A 20,289-nucleotide genomic window follows, 5' to 3' on the forward strand; every position below is an offset into this window, starting at 1 on the left:
TCGTTTTGAAGTAGATCAAATTAACACCCTTCAGCTGCGGTTATATTCGCACAAGATGCGTGAGCTGAATGGGCCCGAGACAGGGGATCATAGAGAAATCGCGCACAAGCGAGCAGTGCCCGTAAATAGATCCATTATGGTGAATGACTATGACCCAGAAAGTATCGATAAGCACGATTGCGACTTGCCTGACCGCTGCATCGGCCATCCCAGCAGCGGCGGAGCTTAGATATAACAACAACAGCGGCGGTTATGTTGAGCTGTATGGCCAGTTTAACCCCGTAATTGTCTCAGTTGACGACGGGGATGAGACGGAAACCCGTTTGCTGGACAATGATCTGTCCAACAGCCGTGTAGGGCTGTTTTTGATGCAACCCTACGGTAGCAATGAGTTTACCTTCCGTTTCGAATCCGGTCTGGGCCTGCCGAGCACGGGGAGCGCCAACCAGGATGGGACAAATGCCGATGGTTGGAACCGTGAAGATATTCGGCACGTCGATTTTGCGTTGAAGGGCGGCTATGGTAAGTTTTCTGCCGGGCAGGGCAGCATGGCCTCGGATGGAGCGGCCGAATCCGATCTATCCTATGTTGGCACGGCGCTCTATTCGTTCACCAATGATGAGAATGGCGCCTTCTTTTATCGTGAGTCTGATGGAATGCTAAGCGGCATTACCGTTGGTGACACATCTGATAACTTCGATGGTTCAAGGCGCGGGCGCATTCGCTATGACACGCCAGATTTAAACGGGTTTTCGGCAGCGATAGCCTATGGTCAGAACATCCTGTCCAGCAGCGATGACGATGATTACTACGATGTGTCGGTGTCCTATGGAAATACCTTATCCAACGGGGTGGAGATTGCTGCATCCCTCGCCTACGCCGTGCGCGATTACGATAGCAGATCCGGGGAGAGAAAAGACACAATCGGGTCCGCCTCGGTTCTGCTGCCCAGTGGTTTCAGCGTAACCGCAGCTTTGGGTACAAGAGATGACACTTCCAGCGGTGCCAGTGACCCGAATTATTGGTATGCGAAGCTTGCGTATGAAGACGATTGGGTGTCATGGGGTAAGACTGGTATCGGCATCGACTATTTCGACGGATCTGATTTTTCGATCGACGGCTCGAGTACGAAGGCTTGGGGTATCGCTGTGGTACAGCGCATCGACAGTATCAATACCGATGCCTATTTGAAATACCGTAACCATGATTTCGATGACACCACGAGTTTCGATGACAACGAGGCTTGGGTGCTGGGTGCGCGCTGGAAGTTCTGATCCCGCGAACAATTCCTCAAGAACGCTCCGGCCAGGTCCGGGGCGTTTTTTTGGTCAAATCGGCGGCAAAACAAGGCTGATCCGGGCTTTGCCCCTTGCACGCGGGCGGCTGGGCAAATAGAAGGCCTCAAATTTGCCCGGCGCGCCGTTTTGCGCGCCCCGAATCCTATGGGGACTACCATAATGCAGGTTACCGAGACGCTGAACGAAGGTCTGAAACGCGGCTATAACATTGTCGTATCCGCAGCTGAGTTGGACGACAAAGTTAACGAGAAACTGGTCGAAGCACAGCCTGAAGTCGAGATGAAGGGCTTCCGCAAAGGCAAGGTACCGATGGCACTGTTGAAAAAGCAGTTCGGTCAGCGTCTGCTTGGCGAGGCGATGCAAGAAAGCATCGACGGTGCAATGAACCAGCATTTCGAAGACAGCGGTGAGCGTCCGGCACTTCAGCCTCAGGTGAAGATGACCAATGAGGATTGGAAAGAAGGCGACGACGTACATGTCGAGATGTCTTATGAGGCCCTGCCTGCCATCCCTGAGGTCGACTTGAAATCGGTTGAATTGGAAAAGCTGGTTGTCAAAGCCGATGACGCGGCCGTTGAAGAAGCGCTGGGCAACCTGGCCGAAACCGCGCAGGATTTCAAATCCCGCCGCAAAGGCTCGAAAGCCAAGGACGGCGACCAGATTGTGTTCGATTTTGTTGGCAAGGTTGATGGCGAAGAGTTCGAGGGCGGATCCGCTGAAGACTATCCGTTGGTTCTGGGTTCCAACAGCTTCATCCCCGGTTTTGAAGAGCAGCTGGTTGGCGTAAAGGCCGAGGAAGAAAAAGACGTGAACGTCACCTTCCCCGAAGAGTACGGTGCCGAGCATCTGGCCGGCAAAGACGCTGTGTTTACCTGCACCGTCAAGGATGTGAAAGAACCCGTCGCCGCCGAGATCAACGACGAGCTGGCCACCAAATTTGGTGCAGAAGACTTGGAAGCGCTGAAAGGCCAGATTTCAGAACGTCTGGAAGCGGAATATAGCGGTGCTTCGCGGGCGGTGATGAAGCGTGCTCTGTTGGACGCATTGGACGTGAAGGTTTCGTTTGATCTGCCACCGTCGCTGGTAGATGCCGAGGCCAAGCAGATCGCACACCAGCTGTGGCACGAAGAAAACCCGGAAGTGGAAGGCCACGACCACGATGAGATCGAGCCGACCGACGAGCACAACAAGCTGGCCGAACGCCGCGTGCGTCTTGGCCTGTTGCTGGCCGAGCTGGGCCAGAAGGCCGAAGTTGAAGTCACCGATGCCGAGATGACCCAGGCGATCATGAACCAGGCGCGCCAATACCCTGGTCAGGAACGCCAGTTCTTTGAGTTCGTGCAGCAGAACGCTCAGATGCAGCAGCAACTGCGCGCGCCGATCTTCGAAGACAAAGTCATCGACTATATCGTCGAGCTGGCCCAGGTTGCGGATAAAGAAGTCAGCAAAGACGACCTGCAGAAAGCCGTAGAGGCATTGGAAGAGGAGTAATCCTCTTCTGCCCATAGAATTCTTATGGGCACAAAAAACGGAGCCGTCTGAAAAAGACGGCTCCGTGTGGGTGGCTTTATGCTATGAGGTGAGGGGGTCAGGCCTCATGAGCAAAAGCACGGGGGGTCCTTAGCAGAGCAGTTTTCTGCTCAGGGGTGAACCGATCCGAAACTGCTTCGATCAGGTTCAATACAGCTTCGGCTTCGGCTTTTGTGGTTGCCGAATTCATCTGTTCGACAAAGTATTTTTCCATCTGGCTTAGTGGTTGGTGGTCGTAATTCGCCACACCTGTATCTGCCGGTGTTTTGTTTCTGGCATACAGATCTATTGCCTGCTCGTCCGTCAGGAATACATCGTGAGCGATGTTCGCATATTCCCGAATTCCGGAAATTCTCTCATCTGAGCAGTCCATCAAAGCGGCCATGGCTACGACTTTACCCATGGGCTTAGCACTGCCGAGGTAGTCATAAGGCGCGTTACCGGACCTTTGCAGAACGCGGTTCATAACTGGATCAATCACCGCGATCGAGTCAAGAACGCCAGCCGCTTTGGCATATTCGAAAGAGCCAATCATAACTTCGCTGGTCACATAGGATACAGAATTTTCACCGCGCCCTCGGCCCAGTTTTTTAGTATCGACACAGAACCGGGTGGCTTCCCAGACTTGCGCGCTCCGAATTGGAGGTTCTCCATCCAGGATCGAATGGAAAACATCGGACAGCATATGCGGTCCTTTGGTTTGCAGTAGTCTCATGCACCCGACAACGTCCCCCTCGTCGTCGATGCTGACTACATGTGCTGGATGCAGATCATCGAAGTGGTCGCGCTCGCGCCCATCCTCAATATTGACCTCCCAACCAAGGCGATCGCCGAAAACACGAGCGCGCAGTTTGAACATGTCATCCAAGACATCTTTGAACTTATGTTGATTAATACCATCAATAACGATGATCATTTCCATCCCCCTACAGTCTGGTTACCGTAGGGATTAGGTTAACCAAGAAATAAGCGCAGACTATTAGGGATTTCCCGTAGAAGTGCTTTTTTTTGATTAACCAGGGGCAATTAGGCCCAGGCCGATCGCACGACCAATAGCCTGTGAGGTGGTCAGTGCGCCCAACTTTTCACGCCCGGACCGCATATGAACTTCGACGGTACGGTGTGAAATAGACAAAATATCACCGATATCTTGTTGCGACTTTCCGTCAGCTACCCATTGGAGGATTTCCTGTTCGCGTGTGGACAGCGTGGGCAGGTAAAGAGCTTTGGCCAGCAAGCCAGATTGCATAACAGTATCGTGGGCTTGAACGGCAGCAAGTTGCAGATCACCCATGACATGTTTCTTTAGCTTATCCCATTCGGAATCCGAACAGTCCCGGGTAACGTTTAACAGTCCGCATTCACCATAAGGTCCACGAACAGGAACGGTTAACCCCCTGGAACTAATGCCAAAATCATGGGCGTCACGGAATACCGCGTTGAACTTCTCGTCCTGATCAAAGCGTCCCCAATCAACGGGTGCAATGCTTAGGACAGATTGATAAAGCGTCGGATCGAAGTGATGAAAGCCCTGGCTGCCATAGTGGATTTTCCACTCATCTGGATAGTTTGCATAGCCCTGCACATCACCTTTCACAGGGTTAAAGGTGGCATAAGACGCATAGTCGAAGCCAAGCTCTTCGCAGACGGCGTTTATAACGTCAGCGGCCGACTTCTCTGTGTGGTCGACCGCGGCCAAATCTATAAGTTTCACCTGTCCAACCCTTGTGGCGGCATATCTCTCCCCCAAGACATGCCAGACTTGTCCTTAGGGGTATACGTTGCGTCAACCACAGGGCATTGTGCAAGCAAATTGTTCGCCTTGTGTAGTCATATTGCGATGTAATGGCAACAGAATGGTCCGAAACAGCATGTCTCAGATGATTCGTTTCGGGGTAAATCCGGTTATTCCGGACGTAGCCCTGTTTCGACCAGCATCCCACGTGCCTTTGCTTCGGGATAGAACCCTTTTGCGTAAAGGAATATGGCGCGTTGCTGGTCCCCGTCGGACAATAGCCAAGCGCCCCGCAGATATTTCCCGGCAAATTCGAGATTTGTGTCTGCATCCAAAAGGCCTTTGGCGTTTCCAGTATATCCCATTGAACGAGCTGTGGCCGGCAGGATTTGCAGCAAGCCATAATAGGGCCGATTCACAGCCCAAGGTCGGTGGGTGCTTTCGCGAATTGCTAGCTTGTGCACCAATTCGCGCGGCACTTCGTAGTGGTCGGCCCATTTGTTTATGGAGGCCCGCAGTTCCGGTGTTTCGTTGGGATAGAGCGGAGGATCAAACGTGTTCTGGGTTGGGGTATCGGGCCCTCCGCACGCCGCAAAGGGTGCAATTATCAATAATGCCAATACACTGCGGCGCAGAAGAAATGTCATTGATCGTCTCCGAATAGTTATTATGCGATGATAGGAAACCTATTGATGACCGCAAGCAAAGGCCGGGGCCCAAGCTGGATTTCGCCGGGAGGAGGCATAAAAAAGGCCGCACAGATCGTGCGGCCTTTCTTGTTCAATTCGAAACCCGAGGATCAGGCTTTGGCTTCGTCTTCTCCGGCCGAAGCATCCTGAGCAACCAGATCGTCGTCGTCGGAAGCGGCGGAACCGATATCGTCGAACAGCTCGGCGATTTCGAATTCTGCGGCGGCTTCTTCTTCGGCGGCCAGTTCCTGAATCGATTTGCCCGATGCCTGTAGTTCGGCTTCTTCTTGCGAACGGGCAACGTTCATTTCGATTTTCACTTCAACCTCGGGGTGCAGTTTAACTGCGACTGTGTGCAGACCCAGGTCCTTGATCGGTGCAATCAAGGCAATCTGCTTCTTGTCGACAGTGAAACCTGCTTCGGTAGCGGCGTCTGCGGCGTCACGCGGGGTGACCGATCCGTACAGTGCGCCGGCATCCGAGGCCGAGCGAATCACGATGAATTGCTGTCCGTCCAGCTTTTCAGCCAGCGCTTCAGATTCTTTCTTGGATTCCAGGTTGCGGGCTTCAAGCTGCGCTTTCTGGGCTTCGAACGACGCGATGTTGGCGTCCGATGCGCTCAGCGCTTTGCCCTGAGGCAACAGGAAGTTGCGGGCATACCCGGACTTGACGTCAACGACGTCGCCCATCTGACCCAGTTTCGCAACGCGTTCCAGCAGGATAACTTGCATGTCAGTATCTCCTTACTTAACGGCGTAGGGCAGCAGGGCGAGGAAGCGGGCGCGCTTGATAGCACGGGCCAGTTCACGCTGCTTTTTCGCCGAAACGGCGGTGATGCGCGAAGGTACAATCTTGCCACGCTCAGAGATGTAACGCTGCAGCAGACGAGTGTCTTTATAGTCGATCTTCGGCGCGTTCTCACCCGAGAACGGGCAGACCTTGCGGCGGCGGAAAAATGGTTTTGCGGCCATGGTTTAGTGTCCTTTCTTCAGGCGTTAATCAACGGCGCTCGCGGCGGCCTTCGCGCTCGTCGCGCTTCTGCATCTGGACCGAAGGGCCCTCGTTGTGCTCGTCGACCTTGATGGTCAGAACGCGCATAACGTCGTCATGCAGGCGCATCAGGCGTTCCATTTCCTGAACGGCGCCAGCGGGAGCGTCGGTCTTGAGGAAGGAATAGTGACCCTTGCGGTTCTTGTTGATCTTGTAGGCCATCGTTTTGACACCCCAGTACTCGCTGTCGATGACGTTGCCGCCATTGTCAGCTAGAACGGTGCCGAAATGTTCGACGAGGCTTTCTGCCTGCGCGTTGGACAAATCCTGACGCGCGATCATTACATGCTCATATAGTGGCATGTGCACTCCTGTTTCTATCAAGGCGCATTTCATAGGCGGGGCCGTTTCGTCCTTCGCGACCCTGCCACGAGAGGCTGCGCGATTCATGTCGTTTGCGAAGGATGGCCCGATATACACGTTTGTACGCTGGGGGCAAGGCCTGCCACAGATGCCTTTGTGAAGTCGCGCTATTTCCTCTGCGCTGCCCAATTCCTGACGCTTTTCGGCTCAAAGTTGTTTTGTATACCGGAAATTAACCGGACTGACAAAAGTTGGAACGGCAACCTGAGAAACAGGGTACTGAAAATGACCGCGATTAACACAAATACCTTCGAGAAATCCGCCACAGGCGTAAGTTTTGAAAAGTCAGTGCCGGTGCTCATTAGCTTTGCACCAAATTGGAAAGCTCGGATGGTTCTGGCCCGTCTGGCCGGTGCGCTACTGATAGTTTCTGCCTTTTCCATGTGGTTGATGCCCAGCACGGCAATGGCCGCCGAAGTCTGGCCGATCAAATTGGCGGCCTCGCTGATGTTCCTTCTAGTAGGTGTCAGCCTTCTGACCATCGAAGTTCTGGACGCGCGTCCTGATGCGTATTTTGACCCGATCCGCCGCGAGGTCCGGGTATTGCAAAAGAATGAAAATGGCCGCCCGCAGACAGTTTTGCGCCGGAGCTATGACAGCCTGGGTGGTGCCCGTTTCATTGAAGACCAGATCGAGTTGTTCGATGTGGATGGCAGCCTGTTGATGAAATTGCCGCTTGAATCGGCGGATGTCAGCCGAGCGCTCAAAGGTCAACTTAGCGGAAGTGTAACAATTTTCGCCTGAGTTTTATTCTGTTCAATTAAGAACAGATATTGTGAAATAATATTACTTGTGTGCTGCCCTAGGGCAGCACATTTTCGTTGTCGAGCAACCCAAGAGGTTTGCATCTACAAAATTGCGGAGATTATCATGAAATCCACCCTTCTTGCAGCAGCGCTCGCGGTTTCGGCCACAACGGCATTTGCCGGCGCCGAAAAATACGTTCTGGACTCCAGCCACAGCCAGGTTCTTTTCAGCTATAACCACCTTGGCTTCTCGACCACCCATGGCATGTTCTCGGGGTTTGAAGGCGAGATCATGTTCGATCAGGAAAACCCGGCTGCATCCAGTGTTACAGTTTCCATGCCAGTGGTCGAGATGATTACCGGTTGGAAGCCACGTGAAGACCACTTTATGTCCGAGGATTTCTTTGGTGTGACCGAAGGAGAAATGGTGACCTTTACTTCTACTGGTATCGAAGTCACGGGTGAAAACACTGCCAACATCACTGGCGATCTGACTATGAACGGTGTGACCAAATCGGTTGTTCTGGATGCCAAGCTGAACCAGGTGGGTGAACATCCTATGGCAGGAAAGCCCTGGGCCGGTTTCGACGCAACCACCACCTTGGTGCGTAGTGAGTTCGACCTTGGTCAGTTTGCGCCATTCGTAAGCGACGAAGTTGAACTTCAGATTTCAGTCGAAGCCCAGAAGGCCGACTAATACGATTACAACGAGTTGAAACGAGGCCGCCGGAGTAACCCTTCGGCGGCCCATTTTCTTAGTTGCCACGTTTTGCTGTAAGATCAACTGATACTGTAACAGCAAAACCCAGCGAATCCTCGGTCGACTGCGAAGTGCCGATGTCGAAATCCAGCCGGTTCAGTTCAAGCTGTCCTGAAATAGCTGCGCTGTCACCCTGAAGGTCGAGGGTAAATGGCAACACTACGTCCACACTCTTGTCGCGAATGGTCAACGCGCCGCGCGCTTCGTACCCGTCCTCAGTTTTGAAGAGATCAGCTTTGAATTGAGCGGTTGGAAATTGCGCACTGTCGAAGAAATCAGCACCCATTGCCTGATCTGTGACGGTCCCGAGTTTGAGCGACGTTATCGCGATTGTGACATCTGCTGATCCGGCTAAGCCCGGCGTGGGCGGATCTTCGAAAACGATTGCAGCGGTCCAATCGGAAAAGCTGCCGGTTACCGGGCTGCCCAACTGGGTGATGGTAATGCTTAGATTGCCTTCCTGGACGTTCCAGTCGGACTGTACCTGGGTCAGTTCTGCGACCTCTGTGCCAGCTGTAGATTGGTGGTCAAACGCGCCGATTGACCATCCTCCGACCAGAACGGCACCCCAAATGGCCAAAGAGGCCAATGCGGGGGTCATTGAATGGCTTTGCTCTGGCGGTTCCGGTGCATCCGAGGCGCCCGGCATCATTCGGCGCAGCGTGCTGTCTTTATCGATAATGTGGTGTTTTAGCGCCCCGGCGACGTGCAGCGCGACTGAACCGGCCAGTGTCCAGACGAACAGCCAATGCAGGCTTCCGGTCAGCTCTGCCAGATACTCGGATTTTGGTACAAGGGGTAGGCCCTGTCCGAAGGGCCACAAAATCGGAGCGAAACCTTCGGCGGCAGCGTGATGGGTCCACCCGGTTAGTGGGGCCAGAACCAAAGATGCGTAAAGCAGCCAATGCACGGTTTCAGCTGCAAAGGCCTCGGGCTTGTTCTCGGCGTTCAATAGACCGGGTTTGGTCTGCGCTATCGCCCACATGATACGCGCGAGCGCGACAAAGAAAACAGTGACCCCGACGGTTTTATGGAGAGAAAAAAGGCTGGCGGCGCGTGCAATGTCATCTTCGGTTGTGGCTATGGCCGGATCATAAATCGCATGGGCCAATCCGTTGGCGACCCACCCCAGAGGGAATGCGGTGAAGATAAGTAACGCTGTCAGCCAGTGAAAAGTCTTGGTTACGCTTCCATAGCTTGAGAAGGTGTTTGACGAAGGCATCTGAGGCTCCGGAAGGTGGATCGTATGCAACAACCTACCGCTACAAGCCTAGGACACAATAGCAAGGGATGCACAGAGCCGGTGCCAAAGTGCAGAGATCAGGCAAAGCTTGTGCCGCGCGGTCTGTCGGTTTACACCCCGCGGCAACCTAACGTCATCCAAGAGGTTGCAATGACACGCGCATTTGTTTTCCCGGGGCAAGGTGCCCAGACTATCGGTATGGGCAAGGCTCTGGCCGAGGCCTATCCGGCTGCACAGGCTGTATTCGACGAGGTGGACGAGGCGCTTGGGGAAAAGCTGAGCGATCTGATCTGGGAAGGTGATATTGCGGACCTGACCCTAACCCAGAACGCGCAGCCAGCGCTAATGGCGACCTCGATGGCTGCGATGCGAGCCCTGGAGGCCAATGGGATTTCGATTGCGGATGCTGGTTTTGTCGCTGGGCATTCGCTGGGGGAGTACTCCGCGCTCGCTGCGGCAGGGGCATTGTCGGTCGCTGATACGGCGCGCCTTTTGCGCACCCGCGGGCAAGCGATGCAGAGTGCGGTTCCCGTTGGAGAGGGCGCAATGGCCGCTATTCTTGGATTGGATCTTGATGCTGTGCGCGCTGTTGCAGACCAAGCTGCGCAGGGTCAAGTTTGTCAGGCTGCCAATGACAATGATCCCACACAAGTCGTGGTATCAGGCGCAAAGGCTGCCGTGGAACGCGCCGCCGAAATCGCCAAAGAAAAAGGCGCCAAGCGCGCGGTCATGTTGCCCGTCAGCGCACCTTTCCACTGTGCATTGATGCAACCTGCCGCTGATGTCATGGCCGAAGCCCTGGCAAATGTCGAAATCAAAGCTCCTGCCGTGCCATTGATTGCCAATGTGCGGGCCGAGGCTGTCACAGATCCCGATCTGATCCGTGGGTTGCTGATCGAGCAGGTCACAGGTTCGGTTCGCTGGCGCGAAAGCGTATTGTACATGGTTGCGCAAGGCGTGAGTGAAACTTGGGAAATCGGGGCGGGCAAAGCTCTGTCCGGTATGATTCGCAAAATTGACCGTGCGATCGTTGGTAAAGCTGTCGGTACGCCTGATGACGTGCAGAATGTGACACAGGCCGAATCGTAAGACACCGAGCATCAAGAGGAAAACCGAATGTTTGATTTGACAGGTAAGAATGCACTGATCACCGGTGCATCGGGCGGGATCGGTGGCGAAATTGCGCGAAGTTTGCATGCGGCCGGTGCAACTGTGGCTTTGTCTGGAACGCGAGTTGAGCCGCTACAGGCTCTGGCCGACGAATTGGGTGAACGCGCCCATGTTCTGCCCTGCAACCTGAGTGATGCCGAGGCGGTGACAGCCCTTCCGAAGCAGGCTGCTGAGGCAATGGGATCGGTTGATATTCTGGTGAATAATGCAGGGATCACGCGAGACAATCTGTTCATGCGCATGTCCGATGAAGAATGGCAGAGCGTGATCGACGTCAACCTGACATCTACTGCCCGTCTGTGCAAAGGCGTTTTGAGGGGCATGATGAAAGCGCGCTGGGGCCGGATCATTAATATCTCATCGGTGGTGGGTGCGACAGGGAACCCGGGACAGGCCAACTATGCTGCATCCAAAGCAGGCATGGTGGGCATGACCAAATCGTTGGCCTATGAGGTTGCCAGCCGTGGAATCACCGCCAATTCGGTGGCACCCGGTTTCATTACGACTGCGATGACCGACAAACTGACCGAGGATCAGAAATCTGGGATTTTGACGCAGGTTCCTGCCGGTCGTATGGGTGACCCCTCGGAAATTGCTGCGGCTGTGCTGTATCTTGCAAGTGCCGAAGCCGGATATGTTACCGGAACCACCTTGCATGTGAACGGCGGTATGGCCATGTTGTGAGCGCGGATCGAGGTGGGCGCGAAAGCGTTTGCCTCGGGCGTTGTCTGTGTTATAGGCGGCGCACATATGCAGGGGCTGGCCGGATGGTCAACCTTCTACTTACCCGGTAATCGGGGACCTAAACCGCCCAGAACGGGCACATCAAGGCCAGCCTGAGCGGGCAAGGGCAGAACCGGGCACTATGCCCTGAAATGAAATGAGGAATAGACATGAGCGACGTCGCAGATCGCGTTAAAAAGATCGTTGTTGAGCACTTGGGTGTTGAAGAAGATAAAGTGACCGAAAACGCGTCCTTCATCGACGATCTGGGTGCAGACAGCCTGGACACTGTTGAGCTGGTTATGGCCTTCGAAGAAGAGTTCGGCATCGAGATTCCTGATGACGCAGCCGAAACCATCCAAACTTTTGGCGACGCCGTCAAATTCATCTCTGAAGCGTCTTAAGACCTTCTTTATCCGCTAAAACGGCGCTTCCGGGCAACGGAGGCGCCGTTTTTTTTGCCCAGCCGGAATTCGCGCTTGCCAGATAGCTATTGACCCGCAACCATTTACGCGAGGCAGGAAATTCTGAGCGGGCAGGGCATGCTACGATCCACCCCGATGATAAATACGGCACGTCTGATGCTTTGCGCTATGCGTCCCGACGACTTTAGTCGTTACGCTGAGATTTGGCGGAACCCTTGTGTTGTGCGCCATCTTGGCCGGGAACCGCTATCGCGGGGCGAAGCGTGGGAATCCTTTCTGAGGAATGCCGGCCACTGGCAGATGGCCGGTTTTGGCCAATGGGCCGTCTTTCGACAGTCGAATCGTCAGATGATAGGTCAAGCTGGCTTTTTCTATCGTAACCGAGGGTTAGGCGACGACTTCGACAGCTTTCCCGAGGCCGGATGGCTATTGGCACCAGAAGCCCAGGGGCAGGGATTTGGTTTTGAAGCGGCACAGGCCGCACATGACTGGTTTGACAGAATAATGCCTGGACCACTGGTTTCCCTGATTGATGCTGAAAACCACGCGTCGCAGAATCTGGCGGCAAAGCTGGGTTATGAGCTCATGGCCGAGCGCGACTATATGGGAAGTCAGGTGAACCTGCTGAAAAGAAACGGGCCGCCCAAACTGGCTTAACCTTTCTCTTTGATCGTGCCGCAAATTGCCTTTGGTTTGCCGAAACTGGAAATTCTCACCGATAGGGTTGAGGGTATGGTATCCTCTATTGACGTTGCGATTGAGCGGAGGAGCAAGCTCATGAGGATTTACCCTACGATGGAACTGCAGAACGGCCGCTGTGTCACACTGGACAAGGGTCGTCTGGATGAGGCCATGATTTGGCACGTGAATCCCGCAGAAACGGCACGCAGTTGGGCCGATGCTGGAGCCGAGTGGATGCACTTGACCGATTTTGACGCGATTGAAGGGCGCGATACCAATTCGGAGATGGTTGAAGAGATCATCCGTTCTGCCGAAATCCCTGTGCAGTTGGCAGGTGGTATGAGAACGCGCGAGCAAGTCGAGCACTGGATCGACAAGGGCGCAGGCCGGATTGTTATCGGCACTATGGCTGCGTGGGATCCAAATCTTGTGAAAGAATTGGCCAAACTCTATCCGGACCAAATCGTTCTGGCCGTAGACGTTTGGCAAGGCTTAGTGATGACCGACGGTTGGCGTAGTCAAAGTGCGTTTACACCAGAGGCCTTTATCGAAGCGTTTTCAGAGACGCCGTTTGCGGCAATTCTGGTCACTGATATCGATAGCGACATGGAAGACGTTGAGGCACAGCTGGGCCTGATCTCGGGGCTGGCAGAGACATCTCGCACACCGATCATCGCAAGCGGTGTGGTCCGCACGACAGATGATATCTCGCGGTTGGCTTATATCCCGAATATTTCGGGCGCCTTGGTTGGCCGCGCGCTGTTCAGAAAGACGCTCGAGCTTTCAGATGCGCTGAATGTTGCCAGCACAGCGCACGAACCGGTTGCGGCGTTTCAGTAAGATTTCTTCCAAAACAACAGGTTCCGCCCTTTCATGTCCAGTGAAAGGGCGGGCTTTCATCTGGCCAGGAGCCGCATTGCAAGAGTGTATACTGTAGGTGTTCCGCTCAATCTGCTTGTGTGATGATTGCGCCTTGCTCTTGCCCCCGCACCCCGGCCCGGGGTATGAGCGTTTCTCAAACAGGAAGCAGGCAAGAGGCATTTTATGCGCAGAGTCGTTGTAACCGGTCTTGGGTTGGTCACTCCATTGGCCAGCGGGGTCGAGGAAACATGGTCGCGGTTGCTGGATGGGGAATCCGGTGCAGGCCCGATCACGCAATTTGATGCTGAGGCAAGTGGGGTCACCACAACGTATGCCTGCGAAGTTCCGCGAGGCGACGGCACCGACGGGACATTCAATCCTGACGACTGGATGCCGCCGAAAGAGCAGCGCAAGATCGAAGACTTCATTCTGTACTCGATTGCAGCTGCTGAAATGGCCTGCAAGGATTCCGACTGGCTGCCCGAGGATGAAGAGGCGCGTTTGCGCACTGGCGTTCTTATCGGTTCAGGTATCGGTGGGCTGGGTTCCATCGCGGCAACGGCTAACCTGATCCGCGACAAGGGCCCTCGACGGGTGTCGCCTTTCTTTATTCCAGGCGCGCTGATTAACCTGGCCTCGGGTCAGGTGTCGATCCGCCATGGATTCAAAGGCCCGAACCATTCGGTTGTGACTGCATGTTCGACCGGTGCTCACGCTATTGGTGACGCAAGCCGCATTATCCGTGCCGGTGACGCTGACGTAATGGTTGCCGGTGGTGGCGAAGGGTGCATTTGCGAAATCGGTATCGCTGGATTCAACGCTTGCAAGGCGCTGTCGACCAAATACGCGGATAACCCCAAAGCAGCCAGCCGCCCCTATGACGTCGACCGAGACGGTTTTGTCATGGGTGAAGGTTCGGGCATCGTTGTTCTGGAAGAGTACGAGCACGCAAAAGCGCGTGGCGCGAAAATCTATGCCGAAGTTCTGGGCTATGGCATGTCCGGTGATGCCTATCATATCACCGCCCCCAGCGAGGACGGCGACGGCGCAGAGCGTTCGATGAACGCGGCACTGCGCAGCGCGGGGCTGGAGCCGAAAGACCTAGATTATATCAACGCGCATGGCACATCTACCATGGCCGATACCATCGAATTGGGTGCGGTCGAGCGTATGTTGGGCGAGCATTCCGCGAATGTGACGATGAGCTCGACCAAATCGGCCACTGGCCACCTGTTGGGCGCAGCAGGCGCGATCGAAGCCATTTTCTCGATCCTCGCAATCCGCGATCAGGTTGCGCCACCGACGATCAATTTGGACAACCCAGCGGTCGAGACGCAGATTGATCTGGCTCCGAATGCTAAGCGTGAGCGCAAGATTGATGTGGCGCTGTCAAACTCGTTTGGATTTGGCGGCACCAATGCAAGTGTGATCTTCGGAAAGGCCAGCTAAATGTGGCGCGCTTTGGCCTCCAACATGCTGACCATCCTGGTGGTCGGCCTGTTTCTTGCCGGTGGACTGATTTTATGGGGGCAGGCGCGATACAAGAATGCGGGCCCTCTGGAAGCTGCGATGTGCTTGCAGGTCGAACGTGGCTCAAACATGACGCAGGTCAGCCGACAGCTGGAGGATCAGGGCGCGATCAGCAGCGCTACGATATTCCGTATGGCGGCGGATTATACCGACAAGGCACCTCAGCTGAAGGCAGGCAGCTTTCTGGTCCGCGAGGGTGCTTCGATGGAGCAGATCATTGATGAGATTACGCGGAGCGGGGCCAGTACCTGCGGATCCGAGATTGAGTACAGGATCGGTGTAACCCGCATACAAACCCGTGTACGCGAATTGAACCCCGCAACATTGGACTTCGATGAAATCGCATCGTTCGATGTAGCGGAAGAAGAAATACCCGCGGCTTATACCCAAAAGCGCGAAGACTCAGACACACGGTACCGGGTCTCGATTGCTGAAGGTGTTACATCCTGGCAAGTGGTCGAGGGTCTTAAGCAGATCGACGCGTTGACGGGAGATATCCCTGAAATACCGGCCGAAGGGGCGCTGGCACCGGACAGCTATGACATTGTGCGAGGTGCCGATCGGGCGGCAATCCTGCAGTCGATGCAGGATAAGCAGCAACTGCGCATTAACGCCGCCTGGGAAGGGCGGCAGGATGATTTGCCAATCAAAACCCCCGAAGAGATGCTGATTTTGGCGTCAATCATCGAAAAGGAAACTGGTGTTCCGCATGAGCGTGGACAGGTCGCTAGCGTATTTCTAAACCGGCTTGAGCGAGGCATGAAGCTGCAGACGGACCCGACTGTAATCTATGGTGTCACCAAGGGGCAGGGCACGTTGGGCCGAGGCCTGCGCCGCAGCGAACTGCGCCGTGCAACGCCTTGGAACACTTATGTGATTGATGGGCTCCCGCCAACACCTATCGCAAATCCTGGTCTTGCAAGTCTTGAAGCCGCAGTTTCGCCCGAAGCGACTGATTTTGTTTTCTTTGTTGCAGATGGCACCGGCGGACATGCTTTTGCCGAGACACTGGATGAGCATAATCGAAACGTCGCCAAATGGCGTGAGATTGAGGCCGAGCGCCAAAGCACCGGAAACTAAAAAAGGCGCCGCGAATAGCGGCGCCTTTTAGATTTAGGCGGCGGAGGATCGACGCGGTCGCCGACGTTTTGGGCCTCCGGGATTGCCCGACTTGTTAGCTGCTTGCGGCTTTGGACCACGGCGACGGAACCCTCCGCCTTTCCGCGATTTTGCGGGTTCGGCGAACTCGGGCATTGTGCCGCTGGCGACCGGAACCTCAATTTTCATCAGTTTCTGAATCTGCTTCAGTTGATCCAGTTCATCCGGTGCACAGAAAGCGATCGCCTCGCCTTCGCGGCCGGCACGGGCGGTTCGGCCAATGCGGTGGACGTAGTTATCCGGCACTTCGGGTAGGTCGTAGTTGATGACATAGGCAACGCCCGGGATGTCGATGCCACGAGCGGCCACGTCTGTTGCCACCAAGACATTTATTTCGCCTGCGCGGAAAGCTTTGATCGCCCTGTCACGCTGTCCCTGACTTTTGTTGCCATGGATCGAGGCGGCGTTGAAGCCGTCGGCCACTAGGCCCTTCATCAGCTTCTCAGCGCCATGTTTTGTACGCGAAAACACCAGCGTCAGAGCTTCTTTATCCGCAGATAAAATCTCGCGCAGTTTGCTCGGTTTTTCCGCGCGGCTCAGGAAATGAACCGATTGGGTGATCTTGTCGGCGGCTTTACCCGGAGGGGACACTTGAATGCGTTGCGGGTTTGTCAGGTAGGCCTGGCTGAGTTCTTCCATCTGCTTGGGCATAGTGGCAGAGAACAGCATCGTTTGGCGGGGCGTACCCAACTGCGGTGCAATCCGGCGCAGAGCATGAATAAAGCCCATGTCGAGCATCTGATCGGCTTCGTCCAGTACCAGATGACGTACCGAGCCGAGGTCGACCGCTCTGCGTTCCATCAGGTCGATCAAACGACCAGGGGTGGCAACCAGAATGTCTGTGCCGCGTGCCAGAAACGAAATCTGCCTACTGATGGACTGACCGCCAACAACTGTCGCCACGCGCAGCTTCGTATTCGTGGTCAAATTGCGCAGGCTATCTGCGATTTGGTTGACCAGTTCACGGGTCGGGGCAAGGATCAGAGCCTTGGCGGTTTTCGGCGCAGGCTTGCCGGTCTGAGCCAGCAGGTGGTCGATCAGAGGTAGGCCAAAAGCCAGCGTCTTGCCGGTGCCGGTCTGGGCAAGACCCAGAATATCGTGCCCCTGCAATGCCATGGGGATTGCCTGGTTCTGAATCGGAGTGGGTTGTGAAAAATTGGCGCGTTTCAAAGCGTCGTTCAGGGCCGGGGCAAGACCCAGCATATCAAAGTCGAACAAATATCATTCCTTTTTTGCCCCTGGTGACTGGATCACCACGGACGACATAAATCAGCAGCGCAATATGCGATGCCAACAGGGTTACGCTAAGACTCTGGATGCACAGGCGTTTCCTGCGGCATCCGGCCGTCGCATTCAGAACCCTGCGTGAAGGGGAACTATGGGGTGAATCGAGCGCTGTGGAGCAGGTCGGACCTGCCAATGCTCACGCGTCAGCGCTTTGTTAAGGCGCTCATGCAGGTTGCGGGGCGGAATGTCAAGCTGTGCGTTATAGATCACATCCGGCGAAAAGGATCGTTGTGGGCTGTCTGCAACCTTTAAGCAGTGAGATTGACCGCTTGGTTGATCGCAAAACCTGTTCTTACAGCTCGATATGTAGGAAAGGGCATCCGCGCGGCAGTTTCAATGTCCCGCCGGATCCAGTCGAGCGCCTCTAGCTGTTGAAGGGACGACGACAGCGCCCGATCCGTGATCGATACCAAATCCGATTTGATGGCGGAAAAGCGGTGCGGAGTGCCGGTGAGTGCCAGGATCGGGACGGTCCAGGATTTACGGACGAGCTTGAACTTGGTGTCATCCGGAACGGCGTTTACGATTGCGCTGGCCATACTGGCGGTTTCGATCCCCGGCAGGGTTAATCGGAATTCAGGGCGCAATGGGTGCCCGTGGCCCGGATTCCTTTCGATCAGGTCAAGGCGTATGAGATGGTCCAGGCTTGCCGCTAAGGCAGTTCTTCCTGCGCTGGTGGCAGCAAGCAGAGCGGCCTGCCTGCCAGGAGTGCCGGAATGCATGAGTGCCAGAATATTCAGCGACCAAGCTCGGGAGGTCAGCTTGACAAGCAAATTAATGTCCATAAAGTATAGTTAATATAATTTAGCTCAAAAGGAAAGATTGATGCCCCTTGTTTCTTTGAAAAACACGATCACGCTTGCGATTTCGGTTCGGGACCGCCATGCAAGCGCCGAATGGTTCAGCGACAAATTGGGGTTTGAAATTGCCCATCACATAGATGAAGCGGGTTGGAGTGAGATGCGCACCAATGTGGACGGTGTCACATTGGGGTTAGGAGAGCAGGCCAAGCCTTCGCCGGGGAATTGCGTTCCAGTGTTTGAGGTCGCCGATATCACCACCGCCCGCAGCGCGTTAGAGGCTGCAGGGGTGGCCTTCGATGGTGCGACGGAAACGATCGAAGGGATGGTCAGCACGGCCACGTTTTATGATCCGGATATGAATGCGCTGATGCTGGCGCAGGATTTGACTGGCAGCGGCTAAAGACTCCGGCAGGGAAGAAAATATTAACCTGCACCGCACGTTCCCTGTTGCGTGGGTGTTGCGCAAATCATTGACTTTTCGGACTTAATTTGGTACGAACTGTGTCATGCTAGAAGAAGTGGGCAACGGCCTCGGGGTAACACCCGGCGGCCGTTTTTCGTTTCTCTCGTGCGGAGAAAACTCACGCATGAGGTCAATACGCAAACATGACTTTAATTACCCCGGAAGAGCGGATTTCCCAGACGGCTGACTTGTTGCAGTCACTTGAGACATCCATTCGCGATCTGCGCAAAGCAGCGGAAGAACTGCGCAGGCAGATCGGTGCCGGGGAGGATGCAGATCTTGCTGGTGCAGGCAAGCAACTGGGTCAGCTTGAGGGGCTGATCCGAAGTTGCCAAAAAGTGGAGACAAGCTTTGTCGAACAACATCACAGACAAGCCGGAATTGCCCAAGGGGGCTATGCGCTCGACCTTGATCGGGCACGATCTGAGATCGGGTGCAGGCTGGCTCGCCTCCGCGCCTGCTGCGGTGCAGGACAGATTTCTGAGTGAGATCGGGGAGGGGGGGCTATGCGCCCTCCCTTTCCTGTTTGAGTTCTGGGCTCTGCCGCATCAATTGCCGCCCGAGGGCGATTGGCGGTCGTGGGTGATCATGGGGGGGCGTGGGGCCGGTAAGACCCGGGCCGGAGCTGAGTGGGTGCGGTCTGTGGTCGAGGGGTCATTGCCGTTGGACAAGGGGGCGGCCTGTCGTGTGGCCTTGGTCGGCGAGACCTTTGATCAGGTGCGCGATGTGATGATTTTTGGCGATAGCGGGATTTTACAATGCTCGCCACCGGATCGTCGGCCTATCTGGAAGGCGTCGGAACGCAAGCTGATCTGGCCCAACGGAGCCGAGGCGCAGGCGTTTTCAGCGCATGACCCCGAGGGATTGCGGGGGCCGCAATTCGATGCAGCCTGGGTGGACGAGTTGGCCAAGTGGAAAAAGGCCGGGGAAACCTGGGATATGTTGCAATTTGCGCTGCGGCTGGGGGATCAGCCTCGGGTCTGCGTGACGACCACCCCGCGCAATGTGAAAGTGCTAAAGAGTTTGCTGGCGTCGCCCTCCACCGTGCAGACCCATGCGCCTACCGAGGCGAACCGGGCCAATCTGGCGGGGTCGTTTTTGGAGGAAGTGCGCGCGCGTTATGCGGGCACACGGTTGGGGCGGCAGGAGTTGGACGGTGTGCTACTGTCGGATGCTGAAGGGGCGCTGTGGACCGGATCGATGCTGGAGGCGGCGCGTTGTGCACAGGAGGCCGAGCTGGACCGCATCGTGGTGGCGCTGGACCCTGCGGTGACGGCGGGGGCGGCTGCGGATGCTTGCGGGATTGTCGTCGTTGGAGCGTGTTTGCAAGGGCCGCCCGAAGAGTGGCGCGCCTTTGTGCTGGCCGACCGGACGGTGCAGGGCGTCGGCCCGGCGGGCTGGGCGCAGGCGGCGATTGATGCGATGGATGAATTTGCGGCCGAACGGCTGGTGGCTGAGGTCAATCAGGGTGGCCAGCTGGTGGAAGAGGTCGTGCGGCAGGTGGACCCTCTGGTCCCGTACCGCGCGGTGCGGGCGTCACGCGGTAAGGTCGCGCGGGCCGAGCCTGTGGCGGCTTTGTACGAACAGGGGCGGGTGGCCCATGTGGCCGGGTTGGACGCGCTGGAGGAGCAGATGTGCCAGATGACCGCGCGCGGGTTTGAGGGGCAGGGCTCACCCGACCGGGTCGACGCGTTGGTCTGGGCGCTGCATGAGTTGGTTGTCGGGCCTGCGGGGGCGTATCGGCGGCCGAGGGTAAGGAGTTTGTGAGCTTAGC

At 55.6% G+C, this 20,289-nt stretch carries 23 protein-coding genes; 14 read left to right on the forward strand and 9 right to left on the reverse strand.

The genetic code is table 11. From position 1 onward, the window contains the following. Window positions 1-149: 149 nt before the first annotated feature. Together AC2FH0_RS01075 and tig are read left to right on the forward strand one after the other, a co-directional pair. Window positions 150-1,274, forward strand: a complete 1,125-nt coding sequence (locus AC2FH0_RS01075) for a porin (protein WP_496708571.1) — start codon at window positions 150-152, stop codon at window positions 1,272-1,274. Between the two features lie 183 nt (window positions 1,275-1,457). Beyond that, complete coding sequence (tig, locus tag AC2FH0_RS01080; protein ID WP_271948081.1) at window positions 1,458-2,789, forward strand: trigger factor; 1,332 nt, start codon at window positions 1,458-1,460, stop codon at window positions 2,787-2,789. 97 nt (window positions 2,790-2,886) lie between these two features. On the opposite strand, the gene AC2FH0_RS01085 is transcribed toward tig, so the two are convergent. From AC2FH0_RS01085 to rpsF, 6 genes are all read right to left on the reverse strand, one after another. Then, window positions 2,887-3,744 carry an acyl-homoserine-lactone synthase gene (locus tag AC2FH0_RS01085; RefSeq protein WP_142633135.1) on the reverse strand — a complete coding sequence of 286 codons (858 nt, stop codon included), beginning with the start codon at window positions 3,742-3,744 and terminating at the stop codon, window positions 2,887-2,889. 96 nt (window positions 3,745-3,840) lie between these two features. Then, window positions 3,841-4,542: a helix-turn-helix transcriptional regulator gene (locus AC2FH0_RS01090; RefSeq protein ID WP_185956601.1), complete on the reverse strand. Its 702-nt coding sequence runs from the start codon at window positions 4,540-4,542 to the stop codon at window positions 3,841-3,843. Window positions 4,543-4,733: 191 nt separating this feature from the next. Further along, window positions 4,734-5,210, reverse strand: a complete 477-nt coding sequence (locus AC2FH0_RS01095; protein WP_281994455.1) for a transglycosylase SLT domain-containing protein — start codon at window positions 5,208-5,210, stop codon at window positions 4,734-4,736. 152 nt (window positions 5,211-5,362) lie between these two features. After that, window positions 5,363-5,983, reverse strand: a complete 621-nt coding sequence (gene rplI, locus AC2FH0_RS01100) for a 50S ribosomal protein L9 (protein WP_496701325.1) — start codon at window positions 5,981-5,983, stop codon at window positions 5,363-5,365. 12 nt (window positions 5,984-5,995) lie between these two features. Then, the gene (rpsR, locus tag AC2FH0_RS01105; protein ID WP_005608650.1) at window positions 5,996-6,223 is read right to left on the reverse strand and encodes a 30S ribosomal protein S18; all 228 of its coding nucleotides are present in this window, start codon (window positions 6,221-6,223) and stop codon (window positions 5,996-5,998) included. 28 nt (window positions 6,224-6,251) lie between these two features. After that, complete coding sequence (gene rpsF / locus AC2FH0_RS01110) at window positions 6,252-6,605, reverse strand: 30S ribosomal protein S6 (RefSeq protein ID WP_142633142.1); 354 nt, start codon at window positions 6,603-6,605, stop codon at window positions 6,252-6,254. A gap of 285 nt (window positions 6,606-6,890) precedes the next feature. Here rpsF and AC2FH0_RS01115 point away from each other — a divergent pair, with 285 nt between their 5' ends. Then, window positions 6,891-7,409 carry a hypothetical protein gene (locus AC2FH0_RS01115; RefSeq protein ID WP_496691047.1) on the forward strand — a complete coding sequence of 173 codons (519 nt, stop codon included), beginning with the start codon at window positions 6,891-6,893 and terminating at the stop codon, window positions 7,407-7,409. Between the two features lie 126 nt (window positions 7,410-7,535). Further along, complete coding sequence (locus AC2FH0_RS01120) at window positions 7,536-8,108, forward strand: YceI family protein (protein WP_281971916.1); 573 nt, start codon at window positions 7,536-7,538, stop codon at window positions 8,106-8,108. Window positions 8,109-8,166: 58 nt separating this feature from the next. On the opposite strand, the gene AC2FH0_RS01125 is transcribed toward AC2FH0_RS01120, so the two are convergent. Then, window positions 8,167-9,393: a cytochrome b/b6 domain-containing protein gene (locus AC2FH0_RS01125; protein WP_496784886.1), complete on the reverse strand. Its 1,227-nt coding sequence runs from the start codon at window positions 9,391-9,393 to the stop codon at window positions 8,167-8,169. 171 nt (window positions 9,394-9,564) lie between these two features. On the opposite strand from AC2FH0_RS01125, the gene fabD reads away from it, so the two are divergent. From fabD to mltG, 7 genes are all read left to right on the forward strand, one after another. Next, complete coding sequence (gene fabD, locus AC2FH0_RS01130; RefSeq protein ID WP_496691049.1) at window positions 9,565-10,503, forward strand: ACP S-malonyltransferase; 939 nt, start codon at window positions 9,565-9,567, stop codon at window positions 10,501-10,503. A gap of 27 nt (window positions 10,504-10,530) precedes the next feature. Then, window positions 10,531-11,268, forward strand: coding sequence for a 3-oxoacyl-[acyl-carrier-protein] reductase (gene fabG, locus AC2FH0_RS01135; RefSeq protein WP_496788321.1), 738 nt, complete (start codon window positions 10,531-10,533; stop codon window positions 11,266-11,268). Between the two features lie 209 nt (window positions 11,269-11,477). After that, a complete protein-coding gene (locus AC2FH0_RS01140; RefSeq protein WP_005982462.1) occupies window positions 11,478-11,711 on the forward strand; it encodes an acyl carrier protein in 234 nt (77 codons plus the stop codon). Window positions 11,712-11,888: 177 nt separating this feature from the next. Next, window positions 11,889-12,389 carry a GNAT family N-acetyltransferase gene (locus AC2FH0_RS01145; RefSeq protein WP_496691339.1) on the forward strand — a complete coding sequence of 167 codons (501 nt, stop codon included), beginning with the start codon at window positions 11,889-11,891 and terminating at the stop codon, window positions 12,387-12,389. A 120-nt stretch (window positions 12,390-12,509) separates the two neighbouring features. Next, window positions 12,510-13,253: a 1-(5-phosphoribosyl)-5-[(5-phosphoribosylamino)methylideneamino]imidazole-4-carboxamide isomerase gene (locus AC2FH0_RS01150; RefSeq protein ID WP_496691050.1), complete on the forward strand. Its 744-nt coding sequence runs from the start codon at window positions 12,510-12,512 to the stop codon at window positions 13,251-13,253. 204 nt (window positions 13,254-13,457) lie between these two features. After that, on the forward strand, window positions 13,458-14,723 hold the full coding sequence (gene fabF, locus AC2FH0_RS01155) for a beta-ketoacyl-ACP synthase II (RefSeq protein ID WP_496691051.1): 1,266 nt from the start codon (window positions 13,458-13,460) through the stop codon (window positions 14,721-14,723). Next, a complete protein-coding gene (mltG, locus tag AC2FH0_RS01160; RefSeq protein ID WP_496708569.1) occupies window positions 14,724-15,884 on the forward strand; it encodes an endolytic transglycosylase MltG in 1,161 nt (386 codons plus the stop codon). It abuts the gene before it with no gap. Window positions 15,885-15,917: 33 nt separating this feature from the next. Here the strand turns inward: mltG and AC2FH0_RS01165 are convergent, their stop codons facing one another. Beyond that, a complete protein-coding gene (locus tag AC2FH0_RS01165; protein WP_142633162.1) occupies window positions 15,918-17,180 on the reverse strand; it encodes a DEAD/DEAH box helicase in 1,263 nt (420 codons plus the stop codon). 317 nt (window positions 17,181-17,497) lie between these two features. After that, window positions 17,498-18,034 carry a winged helix-turn-helix transcriptional regulator gene (locus tag AC2FH0_RS01170; RefSeq protein ID WP_496788323.1) on the reverse strand — a complete coding sequence of 179 codons (537 nt, stop codon included), beginning with the start codon at window positions 18,032-18,034 and terminating at the stop codon, window positions 17,498-17,500. A gap of 40 nt (window positions 18,035-18,074) precedes the next feature. On the opposite strand from AC2FH0_RS01170, the gene AC2FH0_RS01175 reads away from it, so the two are divergent. The 3 genes from AC2FH0_RS01175 (at window position 18,075) to AC2FH0_RS01185 (ending at window position 20,282) form a co-directional block, all read left to right on the forward strand. Next, window positions 18,075-18,452: a VOC family protein gene (locus tag AC2FH0_RS01175; RefSeq protein ID WP_496688437.1), complete on the forward strand. Its 378-nt coding sequence runs from the start codon at window positions 18,075-18,077 to the stop codon at window positions 18,450-18,452. A gap of 206 nt (window positions 18,453-18,658) precedes the next feature. Next, window positions 18,659-19,003, forward strand: a complete 345-nt coding sequence (locus AC2FH0_RS01180; RefSeq protein ID WP_496688435.1) for a hypothetical protein — start codon at window positions 18,659-18,661, stop codon at window positions 19,001-19,003. Beyond that, window positions 18,912-20,282, forward strand: coding sequence for a DNA-packaging protein (locus AC2FH0_RS01185; protein ID WP_496788326.1), 1,371 nt, complete (start codon window positions 18,912-18,914; stop codon window positions 20,280-20,282). The genes AC2FH0_RS01180 and AC2FH0_RS01185 overlap by 92 nt, the downstream gene beginning before the upstream one ends. Window positions 20,283-20,289: the final 7 nt, after the last annotated feature.

It is taken from the genome of Ruegeria sp. CDSC051 (assembly GCF_059610665.1).

What these genes read in the sequence shown, in the direction of transcription:
- AC2FH0_RS01075 (WP_496708571.1), top strand. Translation starts at nt 150, where the DNA reads ATGACCCAGAAAGTATCGATAAGCACGATTGCGACTTGCCTGACCGCT.
- tig (WP_271948081.1), top strand. Translation starts at nt 1,458, where the DNA reads ATGCAGGTTACCGAGACGCTGAACGAAGGTCTGAAACGCGGCTATAAC.
- AC2FH0_RS01085 (WP_142633135.1), bottom strand. Translation starts at nt 3,744, where the DNA reads ATGATCATCGTTATTGATGGTATTAATCAACATAAGTTCAAAGATGTC.
- AC2FH0_RS01095 (WP_281994455.1), bottom strand. Translation starts at nt 5,210, where the DNA reads ATGACATTTCTTCTGCGCCGCAGTGTATTGGCATTATTGATAATTGCA.
- rplI (WP_496701325.1), bottom strand. Translation starts at nt 5,983, where the DNA reads ATGCAAGTTATCCTGCTGGAACGCGTTGCGAAACTGGGTCAGATGGGC.
- rpsR (WP_005608650.1), bottom strand. Translation starts at nt 6,223, where the DNA reads ATGGCCGCAAAACCATTTTTCCGCCGCCGCAAGGTCTGCCCGTTCTCG.
- rpsF (WP_142633142.1), bottom strand. Translation starts at nt 6,605, where the DNA reads ATGCCACTATATGAGCATGTAATGATCGCGCGTCAGGATTTGTCCAAC.
- AC2FH0_RS01115 (WP_496691047.1), top strand. Translation starts at nt 6,891, where the DNA reads ATGACCGCGATTAACACAAATACCTTCGAGAAATCCGCCACAGGCGTA.
- AC2FH0_RS01120 (WP_281971916.1), top strand. Translation starts at nt 7,536, where the DNA reads ATGAAATCCACCCTTCTTGCAGCAGCGCTCGCGGTTTCGGCCACAACG.
- AC2FH0_RS01125 (WP_496784886.1), bottom strand. Translation starts at nt 9,393, where the DNA reads ATGCCTTCGTCAAACACCTTCTCAAGCTATGGAAGCGTAACCAAGACT.
- fabD (WP_496691049.1), top strand. Translation starts at nt 9,565, where the DNA reads ATGACACGCGCATTTGTTTTCCCGGGGCAAGGTGCCCAGACTATCGGT.
- fabG (WP_496788321.1), top strand. Translation starts at nt 10,531, where the DNA reads ATGTTTGATTTGACAGGTAAGAATGCACTGATCACCGGTGCATCGGGC.
- AC2FH0_RS01140 (WP_005982462.1), top strand. Translation starts at nt 11,478, where the DNA reads ATGAGCGACGTCGCAGATCGCGTTAAAAAGATCGTTGTTGAGCACTTG.
- AC2FH0_RS01145 (WP_496691339.1), top strand. Translation starts at nt 11,889, where the DNA reads ATGCTTTGCGCTATGCGTCCCGACGACTTTAGTCGTTACGCTGAGATT.
- AC2FH0_RS01150 (WP_496691050.1), top strand. Translation starts at nt 12,510, where the DNA reads ATGAGGATTTACCCTACGATGGAACTGCAGAACGGCCGCTGTGTCACA.
- fabF (WP_496691051.1), top strand. Translation starts at nt 13,458, where the DNA reads ATGCGCAGAGTCGTTGTAACCGGTCTTGGGTTGGTCACTCCATTGGCC.
- mltG (WP_496708569.1), top strand. Translation starts at nt 14,724, where the DNA reads ATGTGGCGCGCTTTGGCCTCCAACATGCTGACCATCCTGGTGGTCGGC.
- AC2FH0_RS01170 (WP_496788323.1), bottom strand. Translation starts at nt 18,034, where the DNA reads ATGGACATTAATTTGCTTGTCAAGCTGACCTCCCGAGCTTGGTCGCTG.
- AC2FH0_RS01175 (WP_496688437.1), top strand. Translation starts at nt 18,075, where the DNA reads ATGCCCCTTGTTTCTTTGAAAAACACGATCACGCTTGCGATTTCGGTT.
- AC2FH0_RS01180 (WP_496688435.1), top strand. Translation starts at nt 18,659, where the DNA reads ATGACTTTAATTACCCCGGAAGAGCGGATTTCCCAGACGGCTGACTTG.
- AC2FH0_RS01185 (WP_496788326.1), top strand. Translation starts at nt 18,912, where the DNA reads ATGCGCTCGACCTTGATCGGGCACGATCTGAGATCGGGTGCAGGCTGG.